The following is a 26,466-nucleotide window of genomic DNA, read 5'->3' as shown; positions in this document are numbered from 1 at the left end:
AACCAACCGCGGCCTGTCACCGAGTGATCAGCGCCACCCCAGTGCTGGGGCCACGTCGCGGAGCAGTGTCTCCAGGACGTGTGCGCAGTACTCCACGCCTAATTGGTTCGGAACGGTGAGCAGCAGTGTGTCCGCAGCTGCTATCGCCTCGTCGGCGGCGAGTTCGTCGATCAGGCGATCGGGCTCGCCCGCGTAGGTCTTGCCGAACCGAGCCTTTCCGCCGTCGAGGTAGCCGACTTGATCGTCGCCGCTTCCGTCTCGTCCGAAGTACGCACGGTCCAGGTCGTTGACGATAGGAAAGATACTGCGGCTCACGGATGTTCGAGGCTCGAAATCGTGCCCGGCGTCGCTCCACGTCTTGTGGAAACGCTCGATCTGCTCGGCCTGCAACTGATGGAAGGGCACTCCGGTGTCTTCGCTCAGAAGCGTAGAGCTCATCAGGTTCATGCCCTGGCGTGCCGTCCACTCGGCGGTCTCACGAGTACCGGCACCCCACCAGATGCGCTGACGCAAACCGGGGGAGTGCGGTTCGAGGCGCAGCAGGCCGGGTGGGTTGGGGAACATCGGCCGCGGGTTCGGCTGAGCGAAGCCCTTGCCTTCCAAGAGATCGAGGTAGATGCGGGTGTGCTCGCGAGCCATGTCGGCATGATCGGTTCCCTCCGCGGGGGTGTATCCGAAGTACCGGTAGCCCTCGATGACCTGTTCGGGCGATCCCCGGCTCACGCCGAGTTGTAGCCGCCCGCCCGAGATCAGATCGGCGGAGCCGGAGTCCTCGGCCATGTAGAAGGGATTCTCGTACCTCATGTCGATGACACCGGTACCGATCTCGATGGTGCTCGTTCTGGCACCGACCGCAGCAAGCAGCGGAAACGGAGACGCGAGTTGGTTGGCGAAGTGATGAACCCGGTAGTACGCCCCGTCGGCACCGAGCTCTTCGGCAGCAACGGCGAGGTCGATCGACTGCAACAGAACGTCCGACGCCGATCTGGTCTGTGACTGCGGGGACGGTGACCAGTGTCCGAAGGACAAGAATCCGATCTTCTTCATCAGGCGCTCTTTCGTTGAAGGATCAACCACTTTCACCGTGCTTCAGCGTATGGCGGGGTGTATTCATTCCCTCCGGCGTGTTACGCGCCGATTCCGGCCGTCAGCAACTTCGCCAGTTCGAGATACGCGTCGCCGTCGCTCAGCCCGGTCAAGCGAAACACCTCGCGCGTTTGGATTCGCACCATGACCGACGAGGCGACATCGCCTACGAAGGCGGCGTGTACGTCCCGCACTTCTCCGCTCGCCACGCCCTCGCTGATCAACTCCTGAACGCGCCGGGCGGCGATCGCCGTGTTGCGCTCGTACACCGAACGAGCCGCTTCGAGTGATGCCAGATCGGTCATGAACTGTTCGGATGCCGACTCCAAGGCAGCGCCGACGGCCGTGAGGTAGGTGGTGATGCGATTGCGGGTGCCGTCCACCTCGGCGACTGCGTTTTCCACCTGCGTGGTCATGGACTTGAAGTAGTGCACGGTGGCTCCGCCGACCAGCTGATCCTTGCTGGACGCCAGGGTGTACAGGGTGGATTTGGAGCAGCGCAGCCGGGCCGCGATGGTGTCGAGCGTCAGGTGGGCGAATCCCTCGGCCAAGAACAGGCTCACGAGTTGGTCGAAGAGTTCGGAACGGCGCGCCGTGGCATGCGAGGTCACGGGTGCGTTCACACCAAGGATGGTACTGCATCGACTTGTGCAGTACTGTGCATCAGTACTGCGGATCATCCTGCAGTACTGATGCTGAAATCCGTCCCGGAGGTTGTCCGTGCCCGTCGATCGCCTGTTGCCCACTGCCGAAGCGCGAGATCTCATTGCGCTCACCCGAGATGTGGCGGACAAGGTTCTCGACCCGATCGTCGACGAACACGAACGCCGGGAGACCTACCCGGACGGGGTGTTCGCAACGCTGGGTGAGGCGGGGTTGCTGAGCTTGCCGTACGCCGAAGAGTGGGGCGGCGGCGGACAACCGTACGAGGTTTACCTGCAAGTTCTCGAAGAGTTGGCATCACGGTGGGCCGCAGTTGCCGTCGCAGTGAGCGTGCACAGCCTGGCCTGCCATCCGTTGATGGCCTTCGGTACCGAGCAGCAGAAGGCAGACAAGCTCCCCGGCATGCTGGGGGGTGCACAGATCGGGGCTTACTCGCTGTCCGAGGCGCAGGCCGGGTCCGACGCAGCCGCGTTGAGCTGTAAGGCCACGGCGACCGACGGCGGGTACACGGTCAACGGATCGAAAGCGTGGATCACACACGGCGGCAAGGCCGACTTCTACAACCTGTTCGCCCGCACCGGCCAAGGGTCCAAGGGCATCTCGTGCTTCCTCGTCCCGAACGACACCGAGGGGCTCACCTTCGGCAAACCCGAAGAGAAGATGGGATTGCATGCGATCCCGACGACCTCCGCACACTACGACAACGTGCACGCCCCCACCGAGTGGCGTATCGGAGCGGAGGGCCAAGGGTTGCAGATCGCCTTCAGTGCTCTCGATGCCGGCCGGCTCGGAATCGCCGCTGTTGCAGTGGGTATCGCCCAAGCGGCACTCGACGACGCAGTGAAGTACGCGCAGGAACGTACCGCGTTCGACAAGAAGATCATCGACCATCAGGGGCTGGGCTTCGTACTGGCCGACATGGCAGCGGCAGTCGATTCCGCTCGGGCCACCTATCTCGACGCAGCTCGCCGCCGGGACGCCGGACTTCCCTACTCCCGCAATGCTTCTGTGGCCAAGCTGATCGCCACGGACGCTGCCATGAAGGTGACCACCGATGCCGTGCAGGTGTTCGGCGGCTACGGCTACACGAGGGACTTCCGCGTCGAGCGATACATGCGCGACGCGAAGATCACGCAGATCTTCGAGGGCACCAACCAGATTCAGCGTCTGGTCATCGCCCGATCGCTCGCAACCAGCTGACACGTCTCGCTCGCTGTCCATACAAGGTAGGGAATTCTTACATGACGACAACCGAACCCGATATCCATACCACTGCGGGTAAATTGGCTGATCTTCGTAAACGTCTCGCGGGTGCGGAGCATCCCTCGGGTGAGGCGGCGGTGGAGCGGGTCCACGCGAAGGGCAAGTTGACTGCTCGTGAGCGGATCACCGCCCTGCTCGACGAGGGGTCGTTCGTCGAGCTCGATGCGTTGGCGCGGCACCGGTCCCAGAATTTCGGGTTGGGGGAGAACCGGCCCCTCGGTGATGGTGTCGTCACCGGCTACGGCACGGTCGACGGCCGTGATGTGTGCGTGTTCTCCCAGGACGCGACCGTCTTCGGTGGCTCACTCGGGGAGATCTACGGCGAGAAGATCGTCAAGGTGATGGATCTGGCGATCAAGACCGGCCGTCCGTTGGTGGGCATCAACGAAGGCGCCGGGGCCCGGATCCAGGAAGGTGTCGTCTCGCTGGGGTTGTACGGGGAAATCTTCCACCGCAACGTCCGCGCATCGGGGGTGATCCCGCAGATCTCGGTGATCATGGGCCCGGCAGCGGGTGGGCACGTCTACTCCCCGGCGTTGACCGATTTCGTGGTCATGGTCGATGGCACCAGCCAGATGTTCGTCACCGGCCCCGATGTGATCAAGACCGTCACCGGGGAGAACGTGACGATGGAAGAGCTCGGTGGCGCGCACACCCACATGGAGAAGTCCGGAGTCGCGCACTATGTCGCCTCGGGGGAACACGATGCCCTCGACTACGTCCGTGACCTACTGAGTTATTTGCCGAGCAACAATCGGGCCGATGCGCCGCGGACCGCGGCGTCGGATCCGATCGTCGGGGCGATCGAGGACTCGTTGACGGCGGAGGATCTCGAACTCGACACTCTGATTCCGGATTCGCCGAACACTCCGTACGACATGCACGAGGTGATCCGCCGGATCCTCGACGACGACGAATTCCTCGAAGTCCAAGAAGGGCGGGCCCGCAACATCATCGTCGGATTCGGTCGGGTCGATGGCCGGTCGGTGGGGATCGTGGCCAATCAACCCACCCAGTTCGCCGGCACCTTGGATATCGATGCCTCGGAGAAGGCGGCGCGGTTCGTGCGCACCTGTGATTGCTTCAACGTTCCGATCATCACGTTGGTCGATGTGCCAGGATTCCTGCCCGGCACGGGGCAGGAATACAACGGCATCATCCGGCGCGGGGCGAAACTGCTCTACGCCTACGGGGAGGCGACGGTCGGGAAGATCACCGTCATCACCCGCAAAGCCTACGGCGGGGCGTACGACGTGATGGGGTCCAAGCACATGGGGGCCGATGTGAACTTGGCGTGGCCGACAGCGCAGATCGCGGTGATGGGGGCTTCGGGTGCGGTCGGGTTCGTGTACCGCAAGAAACTGTTGGAAGCAGCGACCAACGGTGAGGACGTCGATGCGTTGCGTCTCGAGTTGCAGCAGGAATACGAGGACACGTTGGTCAATCCGTATGTCGCGGCCGAGCGGGGGTATCTCGATGCGGTCATCCCGCCCAGTCACACCCGTGGGCAGATCGTGACCGCGTTGCGTCTGCTCGAACGCAAACAAGTGACCCTGCCGCCGAAGAAACACGGAAACATCCCCCTATGAGCGCAGCGAATCATGACGCAGTGAGCGACGCGAATCAGGACGCAGTGAGCGGCGAAGCGAATCATGCTGCGGCTGATAGTTGGTCGTTTCGCGGAAGTCCGACCGATGCCGAAATCGCTGCCGTCGTTGCGGTTCTGACTGCCGCGCGGTCGTCGGTGGCCGAGGACATGCCGGCACCGATCGATCTGTGGGGTCGCCCGGAAGATCTGCACCGTTACGGACTCGCCGGTGCCCCAGCTCTTTTCGTCAATGCCCGATACGGCCAGTGAAGGATTTCGCACATATGACCACCTCAACTTCCCATAAGAAGATCTCGAAGGTTCTTGTTGCCAATCGTGGTGAGATCGCGGTGCGGGTGATCCGGGCGGCTGCTGATGCCGGGTTGGCCAGTGTCGCTGTGTACGCCGAGCCCGATGCCGATGCCCCGTTCGTTCGGTTGGCCGATGAGGCGTTCGCACTCGGCGGGGCGTCCTCGGCGGAATCCTATTTGGTGATCGACAAAATCTTGGATGCCGCCGCCAAGTCCGGGGCCGACGCCATCCACCCCGGTTACGGATTCCTCTCCGAGAACGCCGACTTCGCGCAAGCGGTCATCGACGCCGGCCTGATCTGGATCGGACCGTCCCCACAATCGATCCGCGACCTCGGCGACAAGGTCACCGCCCGCCACATCGCTGCCCGCGCCAAAGCCCCCTCCGTCCCCGGCACCTCCGAACCGGTCAAAGATGCCGACGAGATCCTGGCGTTCGTCGACGAACACGGCCTCCCGATCGCCATCAAAGCCGCATTCGGTGGCGGCGGCCGCGGCATGAAAGTGGCCCGCACCCGCGAAGAAATCCCCGAGTTGTTCGATTCCGCCACCCGCGAAGCCGTCGCCGCGTTCGGGCGCGGGGAATGCTTCGTCGAACGCTACCTCGACAAACCCCGCCACGTCGAAGCCCAGGTCATCGCCGACCAGCACGGCAACGTCATCGTCGCCGGCACCCGCGACTGCTCCCTGCAACGCCGCTTCCAGAAACTCGTCGAAGAAGCCCCCGCCCCGTTCCTCACCGACGCCCAACGCAAAGAAATCCACGCCTCCGCCAAAGCCATCTGCCTCGAAGCGGGCTACTACGGCGCCGGAACCGTCGAATACCTCGTCGGCCAAGACGGCCTCGTCAGCTTCCTGGAAGTCAACACCCGCCTGCAGGTCGAACACCCCGTGACCGAGGAAACCTCCGGCATCGACCTGGTCCTGCAACAGTTCCGCATCGCCAACGGTGACGAACTGACCATCACCGAAGACCCGACCCCGCGGGGGCATTCGTTCGAGTTCCGGATCAACGGCGAAGACGCCGGCCGCGGGTTCCTGCCCGCCCCCGGCCCGGTCACCACCTTCACCGCCCCCTCCGGCCCGGGTGTCCGCGTCGATTCCGGTGTCGAATCCGGCTCGGTGATCGGGGGCCAGTTCGATTCGATGCTCGCCAAACTCATCGTCACCGGCGCCACCCGCGAGGAAGCACTCGCCCGCTCCCGCCGCGCCCTGGCCGAATTCACCGTCGAAGGCCTCGCGACGGTGATCCCGTTCCACGCTGCGGTGGTCTCCGATCCCGCGTTCATCGGCGACGGCGACTCCTTCTCGGTGCACACCCGGTGGATCGAAACCGAATTCGACAATCAGGTTCCTCCGTTCACCGCCGGCCAACCGATCGGAGACGACGAGGTCCTGCCCCGGCAGTCCATCATCGTCGAGGTCGGTGGCCGCCGCGTCGAGGTGTCCCTGCCCGGCGAACTGTCTCTCGGCGGCAACGGAGGTGGCGGCAACAGTGGTGCTGCCGGTGCGGTGCGGCGCAAGCCGAAAGCCCGCACCCGTGGTGGTGCCGGTAACGGTGCCGCGTCCGGTGATGCGGTCACCGCCCCGATGCAGGGCACCGTGGTCAAAGTCGCCGTCGAAGAAGGCGACACCGTCGAGGTCGGGGACCTCATCGCTGTCCTGGAAGCGATGAAGATGGAAAACCCCGTCACCGCCCACAAAGCCGGCACCATCACCGGCCTGTCCGTCACCGCAGGCGACGCCATCACCCAAGGCACCGTCCTCACAGAAATCAAATAGGGAGTACTCGATGACTGCCCTCGCTGAATCGTTCGACGGCGATACCTCTCCGGTGCACTCGACCGAACTCGAGATCGTGTCGACGGTGCTGCGCATGGCGTCGGCCGCGCGGGTTCGTCTGGCGGAGGCACTGGACGCGCAGGGGCTGAGCTGGGCGAGGTACGAGGTTCTCGAACTGGTGTGCAGGCGAGGGCCGACGTCGTACAGCACATTGTCGCGAGAGTTGGTGCGGCACAGAACGAGCATCACCGCGACCACCGCGAGTCTGGTGGACGCGGGACTGCTGGTGCGAAGCGTGAATCCGCGGAATCGGCAGCAGTACTTGGTCGAAGCCACCGACTCCGGCCACCGTGCGGTGACACGCGCCGAACGGGCGCTCGAGCGCGCTCGGTCGCGGATGGCCGTCGATGCCGACTCTGCACAGACGCTCGAGGTTCTGCGGGGTATCGAGAAGCAATGGAACGGTCGACGCTGATCGGCGGCCGACGGCAGTACCGCGTGCGGTGCTCGGGTTGCCCCGGAACGGAACGGGCCTGCGATGAACATGTGACGTCGGGCCGGTAGATTCCGAACCAATACTTGACTTGGTCCAGAAAGCCGGTGAATACTGGCCTCGTGATGCCGATCTCGCCGCATGCGGAGCTACTGCGCACAGTCGATATGCGCGTGACCCGTCCCCGGGTCGCGGTACTCGAGGTCGTCGAAAACAACCCGCACGCAGATACCGACACCATTCTCGGGCTCGTGCGTTCCGTGCTGCCGGAAGTGTCCCGGCAGACTGTGTACGACGTTCTCAATGCTTTGACAACGGCGCGCCTGGTTCGGCGGATCGAGCCCGCTGGTTCGCCTGCGCGATACGAAGCGCGCGTCGGAGACAATCACCATCACGCCGTGTGCCGCTCGTGCGGGGTCATCGCCGATGTGGATTGCGCAGTCGGCGAGACGCCGTGTCTCACGGCATCGGACTCCGTCGGTTTCACCATCGACGAGGCGGAGGTCATCTATTGGGGCCTCTGCGCACAGTGTTCGGCGGCTCGTGAGCAGCCGGCAGTGTCCGTTCAATTTCCTCCCCGGTCTCGAACACAGCAGAGTTCGTGACCACCGATCACAGCCCGATCGTCATACCTTGGAAGGAAGCACGTGTCTGAAGACCACGTAACACGCGAAAAAGAGATGAACGAGGATCAGCCGCAGGAGGGCGGCGGCGGGAAGTGTCCGGTCATGCACGACTCGATGCCGATGCCCGTCGAAGGCGGAAGCAACCGTGAGTGGTGGCCCAAGTCCCTGAACCTGAAGATCCTCAAGAAGAACCCGGCAGTCGGCGACCCCATGGGACCCGACTTCGACTACGCAGCCGAGTTCAACTCTCTCGATCTCGCCGAGGTCAAGCGTGACATCGAAGCCCTGATGACGAACTCGCAGCCCTGGTGGCCTGCCGACTTCGGTCACTACGGCCCCTTCTTCATTCGCATGGCATGGCACGCAGCGGGCACGTACCGCAAGCAGGACGGTCGCGGCGGCGCCGGAGCAGGCATGCAGCGTTTTGCGCCGCTGAACAGCTGGCCCGACAACGCCTCGCTCGACAAGGCCCGCCGGTTGGTGTGGCCCGTCAAGCAGAAGTACGGCAAGAAGCTCTCGTGGGCCGACCTCATCGTCCTCACCGGAAACGTCGCCATCGAGTCGATGGGCCTGCCCACCTACGGTTTCGCCGGCGGCCGCGTCGACGCCTGGGAGCCGGACGAAGACGTCTACTGGGGTCCCGAGCAGACCTGGTTGGGCGACGAGCGCTACGACGGTGATCGCACGAGCCTCGAAAACCCCTTGGCCGCAGTGCAGATGGGCCTGATCTACGTCAATCCCGAAGGCCCGAACGGTAACCCGGATCCCGTGCAGTCCGCACTGGACATCCGCGAGACCTTCGGCCGCATGGCCATGAACGACATCGAGACCGCGGCACTCGCCGTCGGCGGCCACACGTTCGGCAAGACGCACGGTGCTGCCGACCCCGACGCGCACATCGGCGCAGAGCCCGAAGGTGCCCCCATCGAGCAGATGGGCCTCGGCTGGAAGAACAGCTTCCAGAGCGGCGTCGGCGCAGACGCGATCACCAGTGGTCTCGAGGTCATCTGGACCCCGACCCCGACGCAGTGGGACAACAGCTTCCTCGAGACGCTCTACGGATTCGAGTGGGAGCTCTACAAGAGCCCCGGCGGCGCACACCAGTGGCGTCCCAAGAACGGCGAGGGCGCGGATCTCGTTCCCGATCCCGCGGACCCGTCCAAGCGTCGCCACCCGTCGATGCTGACCTCCGACATCGCGATGCGCGTCGATCCGATCTACGAGCAGATCACCCGTCGTTGGCTCGATCATCCCGAGGAGCTGGCAGAGGAGTTCCAGAAGGCATGGTTCAAGCTCACCCACCGCGACATGGGACCGGTCTCGCGCTACCTCGGCCCCGAGGTTCCGGCGGAGCCCCTGCTCTGGCAGGACCCGATCCCGGCCGTCGATCACGAGCTGATCGATGACGCACAGATCGCCGAGCTCAAGCAGGCCATCCTCGGCTCGGAACTCAGCCAGGATCAGCTCATCTCGGCTGCTTGGGCGGCAGCAGCGTCGTTCCGCGTCAGCGACAAGCGTGGCGGTGCCAACGGTGGTCGTCTGCGCTTGCAGCCGCAGGCCGGCTGGGAGGTCAACGAGCCCGACGAGATCGCTCAGGTCGTCCGTGTTCTCGAAGGCATCCAGCAGTCGTTCTCCGGCACCGTCTCGTTCGCGGACCTCGTCGTCCTCGGCGGCGTCGCAGCCGTCGAGCAGGCCGCCAAGAACGCCGGCGTCGACATCACGGTTCCGTTCACCCCGGGTCGCATGGATGCGACGCAGGAAAACACGGACGTCGACTCGTTCTCCGATCTCGAGCCCAAGGTCGACGGCTTCCGCAACTTCCTGGGCAAGGGCCAGAAGCTCCCGGCCGAGTTCAACCTGGTCGACCGGGCCAACCTGCTCTCGCTCAGCGCACCGGAAATGACCGTGCTGGTCGGCGGTCTGCGTGTGCTCGGCGCGAACTTCAAGGGGTCGACGCACGGCGTCCTCACCGACAAGGTCGGCACACTCACCAACGACTTCTTCGTCAATCTCCTCGACATGGGAACCGAGTGGGTTCCCGCTGCAGAGGAGGGCATCTACGAGGCCAAGGATGCGGCGACCGGTGAGAAGAAGTGGACCGGAACTCGCAACGATCTGGTCTTCGGCTCGAACTCCGAATTGCGCGCTATCGCCGAGGTGTACGCCTGCGACGACGCGAAGGAGAAGTTCGTCCGCGACTTCGTCGCGGCCTGGGACAAGGTCATGATGCTCGATCGCTTCGAACTGAGCTGATCGGGTAGAACGCTTCACCACAACACCCCGCGAACCTGTGGTTCGCGGGGTGTTGTGCTGTGGCAGAAGGAGTGTCGAATCAGCGCTGCGACATCGCGTGCGCCGCGGCCTTGATGGCCCGGCGAATTCGAGGATAGGTACCACACCGGCAGACGTTCTCGATGGTGTCGATGTCCTCGTCGGTCGGGTCGGGTATGCGCTTCAGCAAAGCGACGGCCGCCATGATCTGGCCCGGCTGGCAGTAACCGCACGCAGAGACGTCCTCGTCGATCCACGCCTGCTGCACCGGATGGAGAACGTCGCCATCGGCAAGTCCCTCGATGGTCGTGACCTCCTTGTCGACCGCATCGGATACCGGTGTGACGCAGGGGAGTACCTCCTCGCCGTCGAGATGGCTGGTGCAGGCGTGACACACGCCGATGCCGCACCCGTATTTCGGCCCGCGAATACCGAGCTCGTCTCGGAGGGCCCAGAGCAACGGCATGTCGTCCGGCAGGTCCACTGATACCGCGGCCCCGTTGACCACGAACTTCTTCTCAGCCATGGATGCTCATTTCGGGAACGGATCGAAATCGACGTCGAACAGGATCGGGAAGCTGGTGGGGGTGGTATCGGTGGCCCGCGCATACGCGTTGGCCACGGCGGCGGCCGCCGCGGGCACTCCCAATTCTCCTGCACCACCAGGGTTCTCGGTGGTCGGAGGCATGATCACCACCCGCACGTCCGGTGGTGAGTCGCGTTGGCGGGCGTAGTGGAACTGCGAGTAGCTGCCTTCGAGCGGCAATCCCTGCTCGTAGTGCAGCCCGGCTCGCAGCGTGGTCGAGATGCCGTCCATCAGGCAACCGATCATCTGAGCTTCGAGGCTCCGCGGGTTGACCACTCGCCCCACGTCGACCACGATGACGGCTTTCGTCACGCGCGGCATTCGTGGATCCCGTGCATCGATCTCGACGAGATAACCTGCACTGGAGCCGAATTCGACATGGAACGCGATACCCTGCGCTCGGCCCGGGCCGAGATCTGCACCCCAGTTGCCCTCGGCAGCGAGCGTGCGCAGTACGTCACGGTGGCGCTCGCTCGCCACCGCCCCGATCCGCAGCTCCATCGGATCGGTAACGAGGGCGTGGGCGATGCGGTCCACCATGATCTCCGCGGCGGTACGTACGGTTCCCGAGAACACCGATCGCCAACTGCCGGTCGGCATCGCGATCGGTACCTCGACCAAGGTCCTGATGCCGGCGTCGGTGAACGAGTACGGGTCTCGGGTGCTGTGGAACAGCGTCTGAGATATCAGGGGGGACGGTGCCACTGCGTCGGTCACGAGGTCACCGAAACCGCCGTCGAAATCGGTGCAGACGGCAGCCACACGTTGCTCCCAGGAGATCACGGTGCCGCGGGCGAGGACCGCGTCGAACTTGGTGTGTACAGCGGGTCTGGCCCGGCCGTGCCGCATGTCGTCCACTCGCGACCACATCAGGCGCACCGGTCTGCCCAGTGCTCGGGAGATGACGGCGGCTTCGAGTGGGCCGTCCAGATAGAGCCTCCGCCCGAACGATCCGCCGCCGTTCATCACGTGGGTGGTGACCCGATTCAACGGAAGGCCCAGTGTCAGGGCAATTCTCTGACCCGCGTAGTTGGGCAACTGCATCGACGCCCAGACGTCCGCGCGATCGGCCCGCACGTCGGCGACCGCCGAATTGGTTTCCATCGCTGCGTGCGAGACGGGAGCGAAGTCGAAGTCGACGTTCAGTTTCGTTTCGCCCGGCAGCTCGGGCCTGCCCACTCCGCCGAAGCCCGTGAACGCCGGGGTGCTCCGCCGAAGCCTGTCCTGGATGGAATCGGTGGACTCGTCGTCGATCGTTCCCGCGTTCCACGTGACCACCGCGGCGTCCTTCGCGGCCAGCGCGTAGCCGAAGGTGCGCGCCATGATGGCAACCCCGGTGGACACGACGGCAATGTCGATGACCCCCGGCATCGCTCGCAACGCCGCCTCGTCCACGGTGGCAACGGTTCCGTTGATCGTCGGTGGGCGTCGGACGACGACAGGCATGGCGTCGGGCACGTCGAGATCGAGCGTGTAGGTGAGCTGACCGGTGACGATCGCGCGAGCGTCCAGGCGCGTCGTCGGGGTGCCGACGACAGTTGTGTCCGTCGTGGGCTTCGGGGCAACCGCGTCGTAGCGCAGATCCGGAGCTGCGGCGGCGGCCGCCAGTTCGCCGAAATGCGCCGACCGCCCGTCCGGTGCCGAGACGATGCCGTCGGCGATCGTCAGCGCGCGGATGTCCGCTCCCCACCGGTCGGCGGCGGCGCGGAGCAACCGTGCTCGCGCCGTCGCAGCGGTGGAACGAGCCGGCTCCCACAGAGATTGGATGGAGTTGGAGCCGCCGGTGTAGTGGTTGCCGATCAGTTCCTGCCGGCCACGGGAGAGGGAGATCACAGTCTTGTCGAGTGAAATGTCGAGCTCTTCTGCTATCAACATCGCCACCGACGTCGTGAGGCCTTGCCCGATCTCGGCGCGGGGCAAGGAGCAGTGCACGGATCCGTCCCCGCGTACCTCGAGGATCACCAGATTCGAGTCGGCGGGAAGAGCGGTGCGCCCCTGTCCGAGTTCGGTTTCGTTGTCGGACGGCTCGGCAGAAGCCGTGGTCCGCGTCACGAGCATCAGCGTCGAGCCGGCCACCACTGCGGTGATGAAAGCACGACGCGACACGGTGCGCCGCTCGGGTATCGCGTGCGTCACATCGTCCTTTCGGTCGGGCTCGACCTTACAGTCGTCGATCCGGCACTTCGTGCACATCGAGGCGCGGCCGGTCGTGAATCCCACGGTGTCGGCATTCGTTCGGTGCTCGTCACGACGAGGCTCGAGATCCGGCGTTATCGAGTCGTTATATTTCGTTGCTTTATCGTGACAGGGAGCCCCGATGGGCCGCGATGTTCGAGCGGCAGCATGGGCAACATGGAACCAGACGACATGGCGGCCGGGTCCGCGCAAGACGCACGAGAGAGCTCTGCAACGAGCGACCGAGGCTTCGGATCTTTCCTGGAGATGTTTCAGAGCGCGTCGACGACGAATTCCGACCGCGAGCACTGACCCGCACGGCGGGGCAAGGACGTCGCCGGTCGAGTTAGCGTGGAGAGATGCAGTCACCGATCACCCGCTATCTCGAATCCGTTCTCGACGATTGTCGTGGACAGGGCGGCGGGGCCATCGCGGAGGGCAACGCCGAACTCGAACGAGCGGACCCGGACACCTTCGCAGTCGCCCTTGCGACCGTCGGCGGATCCGTCTACGCCGCCGGCGATCACGGCGTCGAGTTCTCCATCCAGTCCATCTCCAAGGCACTCGCGTATGCGTTGGCCATCGAAGACAACGGACTGGAACGAATGCTCGAGGCGACCGACGTCGAGCCCTCCGGTGATTCCTTCAACGAGATCTCGCTCGAACGCAGCACGGGCCGCCCGCGTAATCCGTTGATCAATGCCGGCGCCCTCGCTGTGCACTCGATGATTCGTGGCCACTCGCCCCAGGATCGTGCGGACCGTGTTCGAGACCTCCACAGTCGCTGTGCTGGAAGAACATTGAGTACCAACTCGTCGGTGTACGAGGCCGAGATCGAATCGGACGACCGCAACACCGCGATTGCGCATCTGCTGAAATCGGTGGGAGTGCTCGCAGCAGAACCGGCCGACGTTGTCGACGGGTATGCCCGCCAGTGCTCAGTGGACGTCAACTGCGTCGACCTGGCCACCATCGCCTCGGTGATGGCCAACGGTGGAGTCGATCCCATCACCGAGGAGCGACTGATCGACGGTGCGATCAACCGGCACGTGCTGTCGGTGATGTCGACATGTGGAATGTACGACGGTTCCGGTAGTTGGATTGCCGCGGTGGGCATTCCGGCGAAGAGCGGGGTAGCCGGTGCCATCGTCGGTGTGCTGCCCGGGCAGGTGGGGGTGGCCGTACTCTCGCCCAGGTTGAACGAACACGGGAACAGTGTGCGGGGAGTTGCAGTGTTCGAGCGACTCTCACGTGATCTGGAACTGCACATGATGCACGTGGCACCGAGTGGTGCATCGGCCATCCGTGAGGTGACCGGCGAAGACGTGACGACCGTGCAACTGCAGGGCGATCTGCGTTTCGCGGGAGCCGAATCGGTGCTGGCCACTCTGGCGAACAGTGAGAAGCTCAGCCGCCGAATCGTTCTCGATCTGAGTCACGTGCGGGCAATGGACGACGTTGCACGTCGAATGCTCGACGCTGCTGCCGCCGGTCTGCGCGAAGACGGATACGACGTCCAGATCGACGACCCGAACGCACTGATGACAGTGCTCGACCTCGAGTGACGCCTACCCGGTGCCGTCAGAGCCGTCCGCGAAGAATCAAGTTCCAATAGCTCCGTGGCAGGCCGTAACGGTCGAACAGCCAGGCCGATCGGCGCGCCTTCAGCGGATCGAGAAACGACGGTAGCGATGGCGTGAGCGACCCGGTTCGGTCGAACTCGGCCGCAACGAGACGGTGGGAGTCGATCGTCACCGGTGCGACGGTATAGCCGTCGTACGACGTCAATTCTCTTCCGGCTCTGGCGGCCAGCAGATTGTCCACCAGCACGGCTATCTGCTTTCTCAGCCCACCGCCGGAGGAATCGGTGTCTATCGCCGCACCGTCACCGGCGGCCCAGATGTCGCGGTGATCGCGGTGCCGCAGGGTGCGCGGATCGATGTCGACGAGACCGTGCTGTGCGCCGCCGGTCAATCCGGACGACTCCACCCATGGCTGCCCGCGGAACGGTGGAACCAGGTGCAGCATTCGATAATCGATGATCGTCTGCGCGCCCTCGTGATCGGTGACCGTGATCTGCCGGGTGGCAGGCGACAGCGCGGTCACAGCGGTTCGGTGCAGAATTCTGACGCCGAGTTCGTCGAGATGTCTGCGCAACATCGAGTCGAGCCGAGGGACCCCGAGCAGCTCTTCACGATCGATGACCAGAATGATGTCGATGTCGGCAAGCTCCCCGGTCGCGCGCCAGTGCGCGGCAGCCAGGAACAATGGCTTGAGCGTGGTTCCGGTGCAGCCCACAGGTGGCCGGGGAACGGTGAACACTGCAGTGCTGCGCTCGGTGGAGTCGCCGACACCGGGTGACGGAAAGTGGGAGATCAACTGCCAGGTCTTTTCGGCTCGACCCAGATAGTTGCTCGTCACCGCGTCGGAGTCGGCTGCCGCGGAAATACCGGCAAGTGCGTCGTCATCGGGTACCAGGCCGGTGCCGATGATGAGGTCTCCGTAGCCGTAGCGTCGACCGGACGCAGTCGTGGTCACCTTCTGCACGGGATCGACCCCGACGACCGCGTCTTGGATCCAGGTGCACTTCTTCGGCATCACCGAGCGTTGAGTGCGCTCGGCGTCGGCGAGTCGGGCCTGACCGCCACCGACGTACGACAGCAGAGGCTGATAGGTGTGAACAGCCTGGGGTTCGATGACGGCTACATCGGTGATGCCGCGGCGCAGCGCGCGCGCGGCCGCACTGACTCCGGCGTTGCCGCCGCCGAGAACGAGTACGTCGTGGTAGCCGTCGACGCCGCTCGATATCAAGCCGAGATCTCTCTGTCTGCGAGCGCCGCGTCGAGGGTGGTGTGAAATGCTGTGCGGCCGAGCGAGTCTGCCGCCAGCGCTCGGGTCGATTCGATCGATCCGGCCACGGCCAGTCGAGTGCCCCATCGGCTCAGATGCATCGACGTGGCGTCGAGAATTGCCGCCGTGCCTGCCGGTATCGCGTCGAGTGCGGTCAGATCGAGCACCAGTCGAGAGCCCTCGACCGCTGCATCGCCGAGCGTCTCGGCCAATACTCCGAGATCCTGCCGTCCGAATTCGCCGACGATGCGAACGACGGTGGCATCGCCGAACTCGGTGACGGTGATGCCCGCACCGGCAGTCGGGGCCGGAAACACCTGCCGAAGCGAGGGCACGACGACGGTGGGAACGGAATCGATCGAAGGCAGAACAGACACGAGAATCTCCTCGGTGAACAACGTGGGCGACGATGCCGACGCAGACGGTAGGGACCCGATATGGGTGAACGACGGCGTTTTCCTCACCGCGAGTTATCGATGGACTACCCGATTCGGGTGGTTTCATGCGTATTGTTTGCGACCTGCCCGAGCGGGCATACGGCAAGCACCTGCGAGTGGAGCCCACGCTCGGCGCACAGCCCTGGAGGGCGACGTCCCCCGACCGAGAGGACACGTCGATGACGACGGCCGAATTCGAAACCTTCACAACCACGCGAGCGATACAGGCCGATCCCGGCGTCTACGAACCGCAGGATGACTCGTGGCTGCTGTGCGAAACGGCGGCGCAGGCCGGCGTGGTGCGCGGCGCGAGAGTGCTCGACATGTGCACCGGCAGCGGCGCAGTCGCGATCGCTGCGGCGTCCTTGGGCGCGCGTGAAGTGGTTGCGTTCGACATCTCCCCGCTCGCGGTGGCGTGTGCGCGCCGTAATGCCGCCGCCCTCGGTGCCGACGTCGACGTCCGCCTCGGATCCTTCGCGGATGCCGCCGCGCTCGACCCGTTCGATGTGGTGTTGTGCAATCCGCCGTACGTGCCCTCGGAAGCGGTGCCCGTCGGAGAGGGACCGCATCGAGCGTGGGACGGAGGCCACGACGGCCGGATGGTCTTGGACCCGTTGTGCGACAGCGCTTCCGACCTACTCGCGCCCGGTGGAACACTGATTCTCGTGCAGTCCGAGTACTCGGATCCTGGCCGTACCGTGGCCATGTTGAGCAACGCGGGTATGACTGTGTCCGTGGCAGCACGTCGGTCCATCTCGTTCGGACCGGTCATGACAGAACGGTCTGCCTGGCTACAGGAGGTCGGGCTGCTCGACGCGTCTCGCGACATCGAGGATCTGGTGGTCGTTCGTGCCGACCGATGACGACGGCCCCACCGTAGATGTTCCCGCGACCGATGTTCCCGCGACAGATGTTCCCGCGAAGCCGACGCGCACACGCACCACCGTTCGTGTAGTCAAGGGTGGGCCGATAGTGGTGGACGGACCCGTCGAGATCGTGTTGGACGACGGGTCGCGCGTGCGTTCGGACCGTTTCGCGGTGGCGGTGTGCACGTGCCGGCGGAGCAAGAACTACCCGCTGTGCGACACCAGCCATCGCGCCAAGAAGCGGCCTGCTCAGTCGAGTGAGGACAGGCCGGCAGACCAACGCGACATCACGTGATCGGCGAGTTCGTTCTCCACAAAATCCAGTGCCCGCATTCCGAACACCACGTCGGCCTCGAGCTCCGGTTCGTCGCGCAGCAGGTTTCCGACGACATCGTGACGCAGCACCTGCTCGTGTACCGCGTCCGCTTCGACGTGCTCTGCGTAGAACGCGATGCACGGTTGGGGTGCGTTCAATCGTTGCAGCCCGTGAACGTACCGCTGTGAGCCGGGGGACGACGTGATCTCCGTGGCGGCGAGGTGTCCCACCGTGGCACCGCGGAGGCTTCGATGCAGACCGAAGAGCGACATCAGGTTCACCCACGCCAGCGTCTGCGCGGGAACACGGTCGACGTATCCGAGGTACGACGCGTCGAGCTCGGCCGCCTTCATGGACTCGGCCCACAGGTGTTGGTGGACGCGGTCGCCCCGCCCGCCGCCGTACTCGTCGAATTCGACTGCTACGTAAGAGGCTTTGGCCTGACCGGTCAACCGGGGGATGGCCCAGGCATGGGGGTCGGCTTCCTTGAGATGGTAGATGGAGCGGTGGACGAAATACTCGCGCATCTGCTCCCACGAGCCCTCGTCGCGAAGGAACCAGGACGGTCCTGTGCCCGACGTCGCCTCGACGGACAGGGCATCCATTTCGGAGGCGGCATCGTTGCCGGGTTCGACATTGGCCCGGACGTACTCGAGGAATGCGGATTCGAGAGTCGCTCGGAGGCGAAGAAGATCGGGGTCCCACTCCCACGAATCGGCGATCCCGACGAAGCCGCGATAGTGCAGTTCGTACGCGATCAACAGTGTCAGTTGTACATCCCGGGAGGTGGGATCGACACCGGTGACCACCGGTAGTGCTGCAGTTCGTCCTGGTTCACCGGTGGTCAGATAACGAACGACTGCATCCGAGATCGGCCCGCACGGGGTCGGCAGAACAGGGGTCCTAGCGGCGGACGGGCTGACGGACAGGAGCGCGGTCATACCTGAGACTACCCATCGTCGCCGGCATCAATCGCGGTCCGCGCATGTGTTTGTGAGCCGAATCGACCGGCAATCCGTTCTGCACGACATCGAAGTTCGGTGCCGTTCCAGCGGAAGGACCTCATGCGCGCAGTGACATGGCAGGGCAAGAGAAAAGTCAGTGTGGACTCCGTCCCCGATCCCCGGATAGAGCAGCCGACGGACGCGATTGTGAAAATCACGACCACCAACATCTGCGGCTCGGATCTGCATCTGTACGAAACCCTCGGTGCTTTCATGGACCAGGGCGACATCCTGGGCCACGAGCCGATGGGCGTCGTCGAGGAAGTCGGTTCGCAGACAGGGGATCTGGCAGTGGGCGACCGCGTCGTCATTCCGTTCCAGATATCCTGCGGACATTGCTTCATGTGCAATTCCAGCTTGTACACCCAGTGTGAGACGACGCAGGTTCGCGACCAGGGAACGGGAGCGGCGCTGTTCGGATACTCCAAACTCTACGGTCAGGTCCCCGGCGGTCAGGCCGAGTACCTCCGAGTACCGCAGGCGCAGTTCACGCACATCAAGGTTCCCGAGGGGCCGCCTGATTCTCGCTTCGTCTACCTTTCCGATGTGTTGCCGACCGCGTGGCAGGCCGTGGAGTACGCCGCTGTTCCCAGCGGCGGATCGGTCACCGTTCTCGGTTTGGGACCCATCGGAGACATGGCAGCGCGCATCGCTCAACACAAGGGTGCTCGGGTGATTGCCGTCGACTTGGTTCCCGCGCGCTTGGCCCGTGCGTCGGCGCGCGGAATCGAGACGATCGATCTGAACGACCTCGACGGCACCGTGGGAGACGCGATTCGGGACATGACCGACGGCCGCGGCACCGATTCCGTCATCGATGCGGTCGGAATGGAGGCACACGGGTCCCCGGTGGGGAAGCTGGCCCAACAGTTCGTCGGTTTCCTTCCCGATGCCGTAGCGGCGCCCATGATGCAGAAGGCGGGTCTCGATCGCCTCGGCGCGTTGAACTCGGCCATCGACATCGTTCGTCGCGGTGGAACGATCTCGATCAGCGGGGTCTACGGGGGTATGGCCGATCCGATGCCGATGATGACCCTGTTCGACAAGCAGATTCAGCTGCGCATGGGTCAAGCGAACGTCAAGAGATGGGTCGACGACATCATCCCGCTGCTCGGTGACGACGACCCCCTCGGCGTCGACTCGTTTGCCACCCACGAGCTGGCGATGGAACAGGCACCGCACGCGTACGACATTTTTCAGAAGAAGCAGGACGGTGCCATCAAGGTGCTGTTGAAGCCGTAGCACTTCGAATACAGCGATGCGGCCCGGAACAACACGGGCCGCATCGGTATTCGCAGAAGGAGCAGTCGGTCTACATCAGTCGACGGAGATGACGTCCTTGGCGATGGCTGCCACGCGAGTCTGTCCTGCGGACACGACGCCGTGGCGATTCTTGTGTGCCTCTTCGTACGTCACGACAGTGCGGACATCCGTCGGGTCGGTGAGGTCTTTGATGGCGGCGACGGCGTCCGAGACGTTCAGATCGTCGTAGTCCGCAATCGGCAGCTCGTCGGCGTCGAGCGTTCCACTGGCCGAGCGAGCAGTGTGGATGGCGTCGGCGACAGAATCGACGCCTTCGCTACGGGTGACGTCCTCGGCAGCCTCGAGGGCAGCGTCGCGGCTGGCGGTCAGAGTCTTGACTGCCACGTCACCGGCGTGTGCACCGCGGCCGAGCAGTGCGCTGAGGCGATCCGGTGTCGCGCGAGCGGCGTCGAGTGCGCGGTCGAGGCTACGTGCAGACCATGTGGCCGGTGCGTTGACGATCTTGACCGCGGTGCCTGCGGCAGCCTGGAACGGCGTGCGGCGCAGTGCTGCGGGTCCGCCCAGTGCGTCCTCGGCAAGCACTGTTTCCAGCCACTCGACCGTTGCGGTGTGCGCGGTGGCCAACCGGGTGGCCAGTGCTACTACGGACGGCTCGTGGGCTGCAGTCGCCAGAGCCTTGATGTACTTTGCTCGGCCCAGCAGCTGCTGCTCGAGGGCCAGATCGCCCAGCAAGGCTTCGTCGAACGGCTGAGCCTGTTCGGCGACGGCCTTCACGGCAGCGAGCGTGCGGCCCAGGAACGGTGACACGAGGTCGGGCAATCCGCCGAGACCGCGCAGGGCCTCTTCGATGGCAGCGGCGCGTTCGCGTCCGTTCGCGGCGTTCTGGGTCAGTTCCTTACGAACTGCCTCGGTACGCGCCTGAACGACGCGAGTTTCCGCAATTTGGATCTCAGTGTTGGTCAGCTGCAGCGCGACGCGCAACTGGGCGATCAATGTGGATGTGCTCATGGTGATCCCCTTCGGTTGGTGGTCGATACGTGTGGCAGAGACTCGAGGGCCTGGTCTTGTTCGGCCCTGTCCGGTCATTACCCGTGAGTAGGTTCGCTCAAACGGCTACCGCGAATGTGTGAACAGCAACACGATCGGCGCACGGCGAATCGAAGCTAGGTGGTGGGCACCGGTTTCGATCGACCTGTCACCGGACATCCGACAGACATGAATACCGAGTTGTACACAGCAACCGTCTCCGCCACCGCGACGGGCGTCACCTCCGACGACGGCGTCCTGTCGCTGAGTGTGCGTGAACCCGAGAAGCTCGGCGGCCCGGGGGAGGGCACCAACCCCGAGCAGCTCATGGCTGCCGCGCTGTCGAGCTGCCTGGTCGAATCCCTGCGGATCGCCCTCGGAACGGTCGGCGGCAGCGTCGACGAACTGGCGGTCACCGGAACCGTCGTCCTCACCGACTCCGACGCATCCGGATACGACGCGAAGTTCGCACTGTCGGTGTCGCTGCCCGGCACGGACGACCCCGACGCGGTGCTGGCTCAGGCGACATCGATCTGCCCGTTCCTCAAGGCCATCGATGGGGTCGACGTCACCCTGGCATGACCCCGCGTCGGGGTGCTGTGGCACATTTCCGACATGACATCGATCCGAACCCGAACGGGTAGCGGCCTCGCCGCGATCAAAGCCGGGTTCGCTCGCGAGGACACGACGCTGATCGCCGGCGGCCTGACCTTCTACGCTGTCATTGCCGTCGTACCCCTTCTGTTGCTCACCATCCGAGCCACCACAGCGTTGGTGTCGGCCGAATGGGTGCGATCGGGGTTCGATGCGGTGGCGGCGCTGCTGCCCGACGCGCTCGATGCGCGGGCCGCAGTGGACGGACTGGCCACTGCCGGAATCGAACTGGGTCCCATCGGTGTACTGATCTCCATCTTTCCGGCGACCTTCTACGGCGAGGGCTTGCGCCGGGCGATCGTGCGATTCTCGCCGACCCGCGAATCGTTCACCGGATGGCGTGGCAGATTGGCGATGGTGCCTTTCTTCGCCGCCGCCCCGGTTCTGCTCGCCGGTGTGCTGAGCGTGGCCAGGCTGCTTCAGGCCACGACGGGCGAGGGCGGCATCGGTGCCATGACGCTTCGGGTGTTCCTCGGGTTCAACTGCCTCTGGCTGATCTTGTCGGTTCCCCTCGCGTGGACCTATCGAGTGATTGCGCCGAGAGCCGTAGGGTGGCGAGCGTTGATCATCGGATCACTGGTCACGTCGTCGATCGTGACCGGATTCGTGCACGGTTTCATTCTGTTCCTGGCAATTCCAGTGGACCTGGGCGCGCCGTTCGGCGGGCTCACTGCCATCGGCGGGGGCGTAGCCGTCATGCTGTGGATGTTCGTGTTCCACGTGTTGGCGCTGGCCGGTTGGCTGGTCACCGCGGAATTCGATCGGCCCGGCGATGCAGCCCGAACATCAGCTGAATGAAGCCGAGTACGGCCAGCGTGCACGTCACGGACATTCCGATGGTGGCCGATGTGCCGGCAGTAGCCGGGGCGGCACCGGCGACGGTCGCGGTGACCGCTGCGGCGATCACTCGCGACGGTCGCTCCCAGACCGTCAGGAACCCGACGTCCGGGATGCCGGCACCGACGGCCCGAGCCCGGGCCATCTCGTGCAGCAACGTGGTCACCCCGACTGCGATCACGAGAGGCATCGGAGCCCCGAGTACGAAGCCGCTGGCGAGCAGCAGCAGATCACTGCATCGATCTGCGACGGTATCGAGCAGATAGCCCCACTGAGACTGGGATCGGCCGATCATCGCGACGCCGCCGTCGATGCTGTCGAGTAGGCCCGAGAGGGCAATGAGCACGGCGGCGAGCAGAGGGGCCGAGGTGCCCGGCCGAGAAAGAGCGACCGCCGCCCCGGCGACGACGACGGCAGCGAACGTCACGGCGTGGGCGGAGACGGATGCGCGAACCAGAGGCGCGCTCAGCGTGTAGACCACCGTCAGCCAGCAACGGACCAGCACCGAGGAGGACGGGTCTATGCCGTTGTGCAGGGTCGACCACGTGGACAGGTATTCATCACGAGTCGCCGGTCGAACCGGGGAATCCCGCTGACTGGACACACTGCGCTGACTGACCATCGACGATCCTTGCTCGGCACCCGATACGAGGGACCCGACGAGCATCCGAACACGAGGGTGTACGTCGAGACTTCCGGGTGGCGTACCCGTTCTGTCCGTTTTCAATCGTCGTCCGAATTGCTCTCTCGCCTGCGAGCCTTCAGCCGCGAGATCTTGATGCCCGCGGCGACGAGTACGAGCAGCCATCCCGCGACCAGTACCCCGCCACCGACGAACGCCGCGCGCCGTAGCGGGTGTGCGTCTGCATAGACGTAACCGACTGTGCCCCAGAGCAATGCAATGAAAGCAATGATTGCCATCATGCAGATCATCGAATAGAGCGTTCTGTTCATTTTCACTCGACCTTGCTGTTCACTTCGTCCCGACCTGCCCTGACCTGATTTTCCCACCGACCCTGTATTCGGACTCTCGTTCGGTGCCGGCACGGTATTACCCGTCACCACGCCAAGTTCGGCTGGTGCTCACCGATCGACAATCCGAATTCGACGCCGGTGCGGTGCCTGGAACCGAACAACGCGTCCGCCACGTCGTGCGGTGCCCGTCCGAGTGCCTGTGCCCACCGTGCCGCACGTGCAGTCGATCGCGAACTACGCAACTCGACGACACCCGAACCGCCGACGTCCACGGTCATCCGGTCGGCACCGGCGGCGAGCATTCGACGCAGTGCGTGGTCGCCGAACAACACCGGGCCACGGACGTACACGACGACGTGGCTGATGCCGGTGTCGCCCGGCTGCCCGTGCCGCACCCGCGGATCGATATCTCCCCACGGCCGTCGCAACTCGGCTGCGTCGGGGCCGTGAATCCACACCGCACAATCGCTCTCGCGCAGAACGGATCCGACGGTGCGCAGCAGAGACGCCGAGGTGTGTCCCGTCGAATCGACGACCGCGACGATCTCGGGCACAGCGTAGAGCAGACCGTGGGTGCGCGCCGCCGGGTCGGTGATCCGCGAGGCCAACATCATGGCCTCGGTGTTCTTGCGTTCGCGGTCTCCGCCTGTCCGCTCGGCCCATTCCGGTCCGTCGTGCCAGGCGACTGCGCGCGGCAGGTGTGCCAGAACGGCACCGGCATCGTAGGCACGGTGCGCGAAATCCCAGTCCTCGCCGCCGTATCCGACGATGCTCTCGTCGAATCCGCCGACGTCCTCGAAGAGCGCACGAGTGCACGACATGACAGCGCTGATGATGTACCGGTACGAACGGCGATCGGCGTCGAGCAAATTTCGGGAACGCGCGTATCCGTCTCGCAGCCACTGCGGTTCGGTCAACTCCGGCGGTCCGGTCGATCGACCGCCGAGCCACTGTGCAACGTCCTCGGCGGTCCAGCCGTCCAGATCGGCGTGGCGTCGACGCCCCACGGCGAGGCCGTCGGGCAGGGCGGCGAGCAACCGGACAGATTCCGCGATGTAGTCGGGATCGGGAATCGTGTCCGCGTCGAGAAAACACAGAACCTCACCGTCGGCGGCCGACGCGCCGAGATTACGGGCGGCTGCCGCGCGAAACCCCAGATCCGACTGACGTACGACCGTGATGTCGAGCGCCGAACGATAGGCATCGACGTCCGGCGGTACGGGTGAGCCGTCGTCGGCCACGATCACCTGCACGAGAGAGGCCGGATACTGTTGGAGGGTCAGCGCGGTCAGTACGAACTCCAACCGGCGCTGTTGCTCGAAGTACGGGATCACGACCGAGACCGACGGGTGTCGGTCGCCGGACGGCACCAGATCCCACCGATTGCCCGGCACCACCCAGCGGCCGTCGGGAAGCTCCTCCGCCTGCGGCCGCTCGAATTCGCGAAAGAGTGCGCAGTACAGGGCCGCTGCCTGGTGAAGTGTCGGATAGGGGACGACGCCGGGCTGCTGCCAGGTTCTCTCGGGATCGTCCAGCGCCTCGATCATGGCCGCAGCGAGACCGTCGAGGGAGTTCTCGTGGATCCAGAGTGTCCCTGGCGAATTGGCCTCGATCTCCTCGACGTACCGACCGCGGGGGACCAGCGGTCTACGACCTGCAGCGATCCACGAGTTGATCGAACCCGACGCCGACAGGTGTCGGTGAAACGCGACAGGCACGGCGATCGATCCGAGCAGCTCGTCCAGTTCGGCGTCGGGGACGAAACCGGTCGAACCGAACGAACGGCCGAATTGTGCTGCGGCACGGCCCAGTTCGTCGATCATGTCCTCGTGACCCGGCGACGCGGATCCGATCGACAGCAGATCGACGGAGGTGTCGAGAGCGCGCATGGCCTCGAGGACCTCCTCGTGTCCCTTGCCGGGGTACACGAACCCCAGTACGCCGACGACGGCGCGTACGGTGTCGCGGCGCTCGGGAACTGTCACCGGACGGTCGATGGGAAGCGGGATCACGCGAATGTCGCGAGCACCGGCCGGCAGCTCGTCGAGCAGCAGCCGCTCGTGCATGCTGGAGACGACGACTGCCGACGCACAGTCGATCACTCGCCGATAGCAGTCTTTCCGCGCTTCGAAAGCGTGTCCGTCGGAGGCCTGCGGAACGTCGTGCACAGTGATGGTGATCGGGGCTCGGTGTCGCTGCGCCATCGACACGAAGGCGTCGGCGGCCGCACCCGCGGTGCGGCCGAACAATCGGTCGGTGAAGTGCACGTGGACCGGAATGTCGACCGAGAGATCCTGGAGGTTCGAGATCACCGGACTGGCTGTTGCAGAAGCCAATCGGTCTGCGCAGCGAACTACTCCGTGCTCGGCAGGGCCCATGACGAGATGGTGGACCGGCTGGTTCACGGCGCCAGTTCCAGTATGCGGATCAGTTCCGCGTGTCGCTCCAGCGCCGCACCGACGAAGTGCGGGTGAGCGGCGTACCACCGCAGATGGGCGCGGTGCACCGAATCCGGCGAATGCTGCGTGCCGTCGACCGACCACTCGGTCCGTGGATCGCCGGCGAGGCCGAGGGCGTCGAGCACTCGTTGCTCGACCGGTGCCCGAACACCACCGAGCAATTCGCGACCCGGATCCGCGGCGGTGCAGCCGGTACTCAGTTCGTCGAGGATGCGCTGGGCGAGAGCGATGAGCACCACATTGGTCGCATGGTTGATCGTGTGTGTTGCCGCGCGACCGGCCTCGACGAACAGATCGGCCGCTGCAATGTCGGTATCTCGGCTCTCGCGTCGACGTAACTCGACGAGGCTTGCCTCGGCGGCGCGTCGCAGCCCATCGTCCGAGACCGATCGATCCCAGTCGTCGTTTTCGCCGAGTCCGCTGTCAGCGCCAAGGATCGTGCGCAGGTCGTGGTAAGGCACCAGGCTCGGCACGGCGGCAGGTTCGCTCGGATGTCGAACGATGACCTGAAAGGGATGCAGCCCTGCGTATCTGAGTACCGGCCATCGCACGACGGTGGCGTCGGGTCGCAGTGCCTCGGCCAGATCGGGTACACCGAGCGGTAGCGAACGATAACCCTCCCGAACCGGTTGCGTGAGAAGGACCGACGCCTCGCGCACCAGTCGGTCGACATGGGGTAGGTCGGAGGCGTCGAGCTCGTGAACGGGCGGTACGCGAACGGTCCGTAGCGGCATGGCCGGATCGGAATCGAGCAGAATGCGCAGTGCCTCGGCCTGACAATTTCCCCAGACCAGAAGCAATGGCCGGTCGTCGTGTGCGGCGGCGTCACGGCCGTGTTCTCGTTCGGCTACTCCGTAGAATTCGCCGTAATGGCGGGTGCGCCCGTCCATGCTTGCCCCGACGTCGTGTGCTCGTTCGTAGTGGACCATTTCCTC

25 protein-coding genes are annotated in these 26,466 nt (G+C 64.7%); 13 read left to right on the top strand and 12 right to left on the bottom strand.

Annotated features, from left to right (window positions below):
* Positions 1-27: 27 nt before the first annotated feature.
* On the bottom strand, positions 28-1,047 hold the full coding sequence (locus tag ACFI9K_RS03275; RefSeq protein ID WP_462662217.1) for an LLM class flavin-dependent oxidoreductase: 1,020 nt from the start codon (positions 1,045-1,047) through the stop codon (positions 28-30).
* 80 nt (positions 1,048-1,127) lie between these two features.
* Positions 1,128-1,709, bottom strand: a complete 582-nt coding sequence (locus ACFI9K_RS03270; protein ID WP_222092734.1) for a TetR/AcrR family transcriptional regulator — start codon at positions 1,707-1,709, stop codon at positions 1,128-1,130.
* Positions 1,710-1,806: 97 nt separating this feature from the next.
* Here ACFI9K_RS03270 and ACFI9K_RS03265 point away from each other — a divergent pair, with 97 nt between their 5' ends.
* The 7 genes from ACFI9K_RS03265 (at position 1,807) to katG (ending at position 10,065) form a co-directional block, all read left to right on the top strand.
* Positions 1,807-2,949, top strand: a complete 1,143-nt coding sequence (locus ACFI9K_RS03265; RefSeq protein WP_462662216.1) for an acyl-CoA dehydrogenase family protein — start codon at positions 1,807-1,809, stop codon at positions 2,947-2,949.
* A gap of 41 nt (positions 2,950-2,990) precedes the next feature.
* Positions 2,991-4,601, top strand: coding sequence for an acyl-CoA carboxylase subunit beta (locus tag ACFI9K_RS03260; RefSeq protein WP_462662215.1), 1,611 nt, complete (start codon positions 2,991-2,993; stop codon positions 4,599-4,601).
* Complete coding sequence (locus tag ACFI9K_RS03255) at positions 4,598-4,870, top strand: acyl-CoA carboxylase epsilon subunit (protein WP_462662214.1); 273 nt, start codon at positions 4,598-4,600, stop codon at positions 4,868-4,870. The genes ACFI9K_RS03260 and ACFI9K_RS03255 overlap by 4 nt, the downstream gene beginning before the upstream one ends.
* Positions 4,871-4,884: 14 nt before the next feature.
* Positions 4,885-6,693 (top strand): acetyl/propionyl/methylcrotonyl-CoA carboxylase subunit alpha, encoded by a 1,809-nt coding sequence (locus ACFI9K_RS03250; protein ID WP_462662213.1) that lies wholly within the window; start codon positions 4,885-4,887, stop codon positions 6,691-6,693.
* 10 nt (positions 6,694-6,703) lie between these two features.
* Positions 6,704-7,168 carry a MarR family transcriptional regulator gene (locus ACFI9K_RS03245; protein ID WP_462662212.1) on the top strand — a complete coding sequence of 155 codons (465 nt, stop codon included), beginning with the start codon at positions 6,704-6,706 and terminating at the stop codon, positions 7,166-7,168.
* Between the two features lie 143 nt (positions 7,169-7,311).
* Complete coding sequence (locus ACFI9K_RS03240; RefSeq protein ID WP_462662451.1) at positions 7,312-7,791, top strand: Fur family transcriptional regulator; 480 nt, start codon at positions 7,312-7,314, stop codon at positions 7,789-7,791.
* Between the two features lie 42 nt (positions 7,792-7,833).
* Positions 7,834-10,065, top strand: coding sequence for a catalase/peroxidase HPI (gene katG / locus ACFI9K_RS03235; protein ID WP_462662211.1), 2,232 nt, complete (start codon positions 7,834-7,836; stop codon positions 10,063-10,065).
* Positions 10,066-10,144: 79 nt separating this feature from the next.
* On the opposite strand, the gene ACFI9K_RS03230 is transcribed toward katG, so the two are convergent.
* Positions 10,145-10,609, bottom strand: coding sequence for a (2Fe-2S)-binding protein (locus ACFI9K_RS03230; RefSeq protein ID WP_462662210.1), 465 nt, complete (start codon positions 10,607-10,609; stop codon positions 10,145-10,147).
* A gap of 6 nt (positions 10,610-10,615) precedes the next feature.
* On the bottom strand, positions 10,616-12,805 hold the full coding sequence (locus tag ACFI9K_RS03225) for a molybdopterin cofactor-binding domain-containing protein (protein WP_462662209.1): 2,190 nt from the start codon (positions 12,803-12,805) through the stop codon (positions 10,616-10,618).
* 398 nt (positions 12,806-13,203) lie between these two features.
* Here ACFI9K_RS03225 and glsA point away from each other — a divergent pair, with 398 nt between their 5' ends.
* Positions 13,204-14,409 carry a glutaminase A gene (glsA, locus tag ACFI9K_RS03220; protein WP_462662208.1) on the top strand — a complete coding sequence of 402 codons (1,206 nt, stop codon included), beginning with the start codon at positions 13,204-13,206 and terminating at the stop codon, positions 14,407-14,409.
* 16 nt (positions 14,410-14,425) lie between these two features.
* Here the strand turns inward: glsA and ACFI9K_RS03215 are convergent, their stop codons facing one another.
* Entirely contained in the window at positions 14,426-15,655 is a 1,230-nt protein-coding gene (locus ACFI9K_RS03215) for an NAD(P)/FAD-dependent oxidoreductase (protein WP_462662207.1), read from the bottom strand.
* Complete coding sequence (locus ACFI9K_RS03210; protein WP_462662206.1) at positions 15,652-16,071, bottom strand: hypothetical protein; 420 nt, start codon at positions 16,069-16,071, stop codon at positions 15,652-15,654. Before ACFI9K_RS03210 ends, ACFI9K_RS03215 begins: the two co-directional genes overlap by 4 nt.
* A 239-nt stretch (positions 16,072-16,310) precedes the next feature.
* On the opposite strand from ACFI9K_RS03210, the gene ACFI9K_RS03205 reads away from it, so the two are divergent.
* Together ACFI9K_RS03205 and ACFI9K_RS03200 are read left to right on the top strand one after the other, a co-directional pair.
* Positions 16,311-16,994: a HemK2/MTQ2 family protein methyltransferase gene (locus ACFI9K_RS03205; protein WP_462662450.1), complete on the top strand. Its 684-nt coding sequence runs from the start codon at positions 16,311-16,313 to the stop codon at positions 16,992-16,994.
* Positions 16,981-17,292, top strand: coding sequence for a CDGSH iron-sulfur domain-containing protein (locus ACFI9K_RS03200; RefSeq protein ID WP_462662205.1), 312 nt, complete (start codon positions 16,981-16,983; stop codon positions 17,290-17,292). Before ACFI9K_RS03205 ends, ACFI9K_RS03200 begins: the two co-directional genes overlap by 14 nt.
* Here the strand turns inward: ACFI9K_RS03200 and ACFI9K_RS03195 are convergent.
* Entirely contained in the window at positions 17,247-18,254 is a 1,008-nt protein-coding gene (locus ACFI9K_RS03195) for an iron-containing redox enzyme family protein (protein ID WP_462662204.1), read from the bottom strand. The two genes, ACFI9K_RS03200 and ACFI9K_RS03195, sit on opposite strands and share 46 nt — an antisense overlap.
* 123 nt (positions 18,255-18,377) lie before the next feature.
* Between ACFI9K_RS03195 and ACFI9K_RS03190 the strand changes: the two genes are divergently transcribed.
* Positions 18,378-19,559 carry a zinc-dependent alcohol dehydrogenase gene (locus ACFI9K_RS03190; RefSeq protein WP_462662203.1) on the top strand — a complete coding sequence of 394 codons (1,182 nt, stop codon included), beginning with the start codon at positions 18,378-18,380 and terminating at the stop codon, positions 19,557-19,559.
* A 75-nt stretch (positions 19,560-19,634) separates the two neighbouring features.
* On the opposite strand, the gene ACFI9K_RS03185 is transcribed toward ACFI9K_RS03190, so the two are convergent.
* Positions 19,635-20,588, bottom strand: a complete 954-nt coding sequence (locus tag ACFI9K_RS03185) for a ferritin-like domain-containing protein (RefSeq protein WP_462662202.1) — start codon at positions 20,586-20,588, stop codon at positions 19,635-19,637.
* A 207-nt stretch (positions 20,589-20,795) separates the two neighbouring features.
* Between ACFI9K_RS03185 and ACFI9K_RS03180 the strand changes: the two genes are divergently transcribed.
* Positions 20,796-21,188, top strand: a complete 393-nt coding sequence (locus ACFI9K_RS03180) for an OsmC family protein (RefSeq protein ID WP_222092749.1) — start codon at positions 20,796-20,798, stop codon at positions 21,186-21,188.
* 33 nt (positions 21,189-21,221) lie between these two features.
* Complete coding sequence (locus ACFI9K_RS03175) at positions 21,222-22,058, top strand: YihY/virulence factor BrkB family protein (RefSeq protein WP_462662201.1); 837 nt, start codon at positions 21,222-21,224, stop codon at positions 22,056-22,058.
* On the opposite strand, the gene ACFI9K_RS03170 is transcribed toward ACFI9K_RS03175, so the two are convergent.
* The 4 genes from ACFI9K_RS03170 to ACFI9K_RS03155 all read right to left on the bottom strand — a co-directional run bounded on the left by ACFI9K_RS03170 (position 22,006) and on the right by ACFI9K_RS03155 (position 26,460).
* Positions 22,006-22,719, bottom strand: coding sequence for a CDP-alcohol phosphatidyltransferase family protein (locus tag ACFI9K_RS03170; RefSeq protein WP_462662200.1), 714 nt, complete (start codon positions 22,717-22,719; stop codon positions 22,006-22,008). The genes ACFI9K_RS03175 and ACFI9K_RS03170 overlap by 53 nt on opposite strands.
* A 101-nt stretch (positions 22,720-22,820) precedes the next feature.
* Complete coding sequence (locus ACFI9K_RS03165; protein ID WP_222092752.1) at positions 22,821-23,051, bottom strand: hypothetical protein; 231 nt, start codon at positions 23,049-23,051, stop codon at positions 22,821-22,823.
* Positions 23,052-23,155: 104 nt separating this feature from the next.
* The gene (locus ACFI9K_RS03160; RefSeq protein WP_462662199.1) at positions 23,156-25,477 is read right to left on the bottom strand and encodes a glycosyltransferase; all 2,322 of its coding nucleotides are present in this window, start codon (positions 25,475-25,477) and stop codon (positions 23,156-23,158) included.
* Positions 25,474-26,460: a WcbI family polysaccharide biosynthesis putative acetyltransferase gene (locus ACFI9K_RS03155; protein WP_462662198.1), complete on the bottom strand. Its 987-nt coding sequence runs from the start codon at positions 26,458-26,460 to the stop codon at positions 25,474-25,476. The genes ACFI9K_RS03160 and ACFI9K_RS03155 overlap by 4 nt, the downstream gene beginning before the upstream one ends.
* Between the last annotated feature and the right edge of the window lie 6 nt (positions 26,461-26,466).

This window comes from Rhodococcus sp. PSi06, from assembly GCF_054960675.1.
The sequence above is the reverse complement of the archived record's forward strand: the minus strand, read 5'-3'. Positions and strand labels throughout refer to the sequence as shown.

Excerpts from the sequence above, each read along its gene's own strand:
- ACFI9K_RS03165 (WP_222092752.1), bottom strand. The coding sequence starts at position 23,051 with ATGAACAGAACGCTCTATTCGATGATCTGCATGATGGCAATCATTGCT.
- ACFI9K_RS03185 (WP_462662202.1), bottom strand. The coding sequence starts at position 20,588 with ATGAGCACATCCACATTGATCGCCCAGTTGCGCGTCGCGCTGCAGCTG.
- ACFI9K_RS03275 (WP_462662217.1), bottom strand. The coding sequence starts at position 1,047 with ATGAAGAAGATCGGATTCTTGTCCTTCGGACACTGGTCACCGTCCCCG.
- ACFI9K_RS03190 (WP_462662203.1), top strand. The coding sequence starts at position 18,378 with ATGCGCGCAGTGACATGGCAGGGCAAGAGAAAAGTCAGTGTGGACTCC.
- ACFI9K_RS03260 (WP_462662215.1), top strand. The coding sequence starts at position 2,991 with ATGACGACAACCGAACCCGATATCCATACCACTGCGGGTAAATTGGCT.
- ACFI9K_RS03170 (WP_462662200.1), bottom strand. The coding sequence starts at position 22,719 with ATGGTCAGTCAGCGCAGTGTGTCCAGTCAGCGGGATTCCCCGGTTCGA.
- ACFI9K_RS03250 (WP_462662213.1), top strand. The coding sequence starts at position 4,885 with ATGACCACCTCAACTTCCCATAAGAAGATCTCGAAGGTTCTTGTTGCC.
- ACFI9K_RS03240 (WP_462662451.1), top strand. The coding sequence starts at position 7,312 with ATGCCGATCTCGCCGCATGCGGAGCTACTGCGCACAGTCGATATGCGC.
- ACFI9K_RS03195 (WP_462662204.1), bottom strand. The coding sequence starts at position 18,254 with ATGACCGCGCTCCTGTCCGTCAGCCCGTCCGCCGCTAGGACCCCTGTT.
- ACFI9K_RS03230 (WP_462662210.1), bottom strand. The coding sequence starts at position 10,609 with ATGGCTGAGAAGAAGTTCGTGGTCAACGGGGCCGCGGTATCAGTGGAC.
- ACFI9K_RS03155 (WP_462662198.1), bottom strand. The coding sequence starts at position 26,460 with ATGGTCCACTACGAACGAGCACACGACGTCGGGGCAAGCATGGACGGG.
- ACFI9K_RS03180 (WP_222092749.1), top strand. The coding sequence starts at position 20,796 with ATGAATACCGAGTTGTACACAGCAACCGTCTCCGCCACCGCGACGGGC.
- ACFI9K_RS03205 (WP_462662450.1), top strand. The coding sequence starts at position 16,311 with ATGACGACGGCCGAATTCGAAACCTTCACAACCACGCGAGCGATACAG.
- ACFI9K_RS03245 (WP_462662212.1), top strand. The coding sequence starts at position 6,704 with ATGACTGCCCTCGCTGAATCGTTCGACGGCGATACCTCTCCGGTGCAC.
- ACFI9K_RS03175 (WP_462662201.1), top strand. The coding sequence starts at position 21,222 with ATGACATCGATCCGAACCCGAACGGGTAGCGGCCTCGCCGCGATCAAA.
- ACFI9K_RS03255 (WP_462662214.1), top strand. The coding sequence starts at position 4,598 with ATGAGCGCAGCGAATCATGACGCAGTGAGCGACGCGAATCAGGACGCA.
- glsA (WP_462662208.1), top strand. The coding sequence starts at position 13,204 with ATGCAGTCACCGATCACCCGCTATCTCGAATCCGTTCTCGACGATTGT.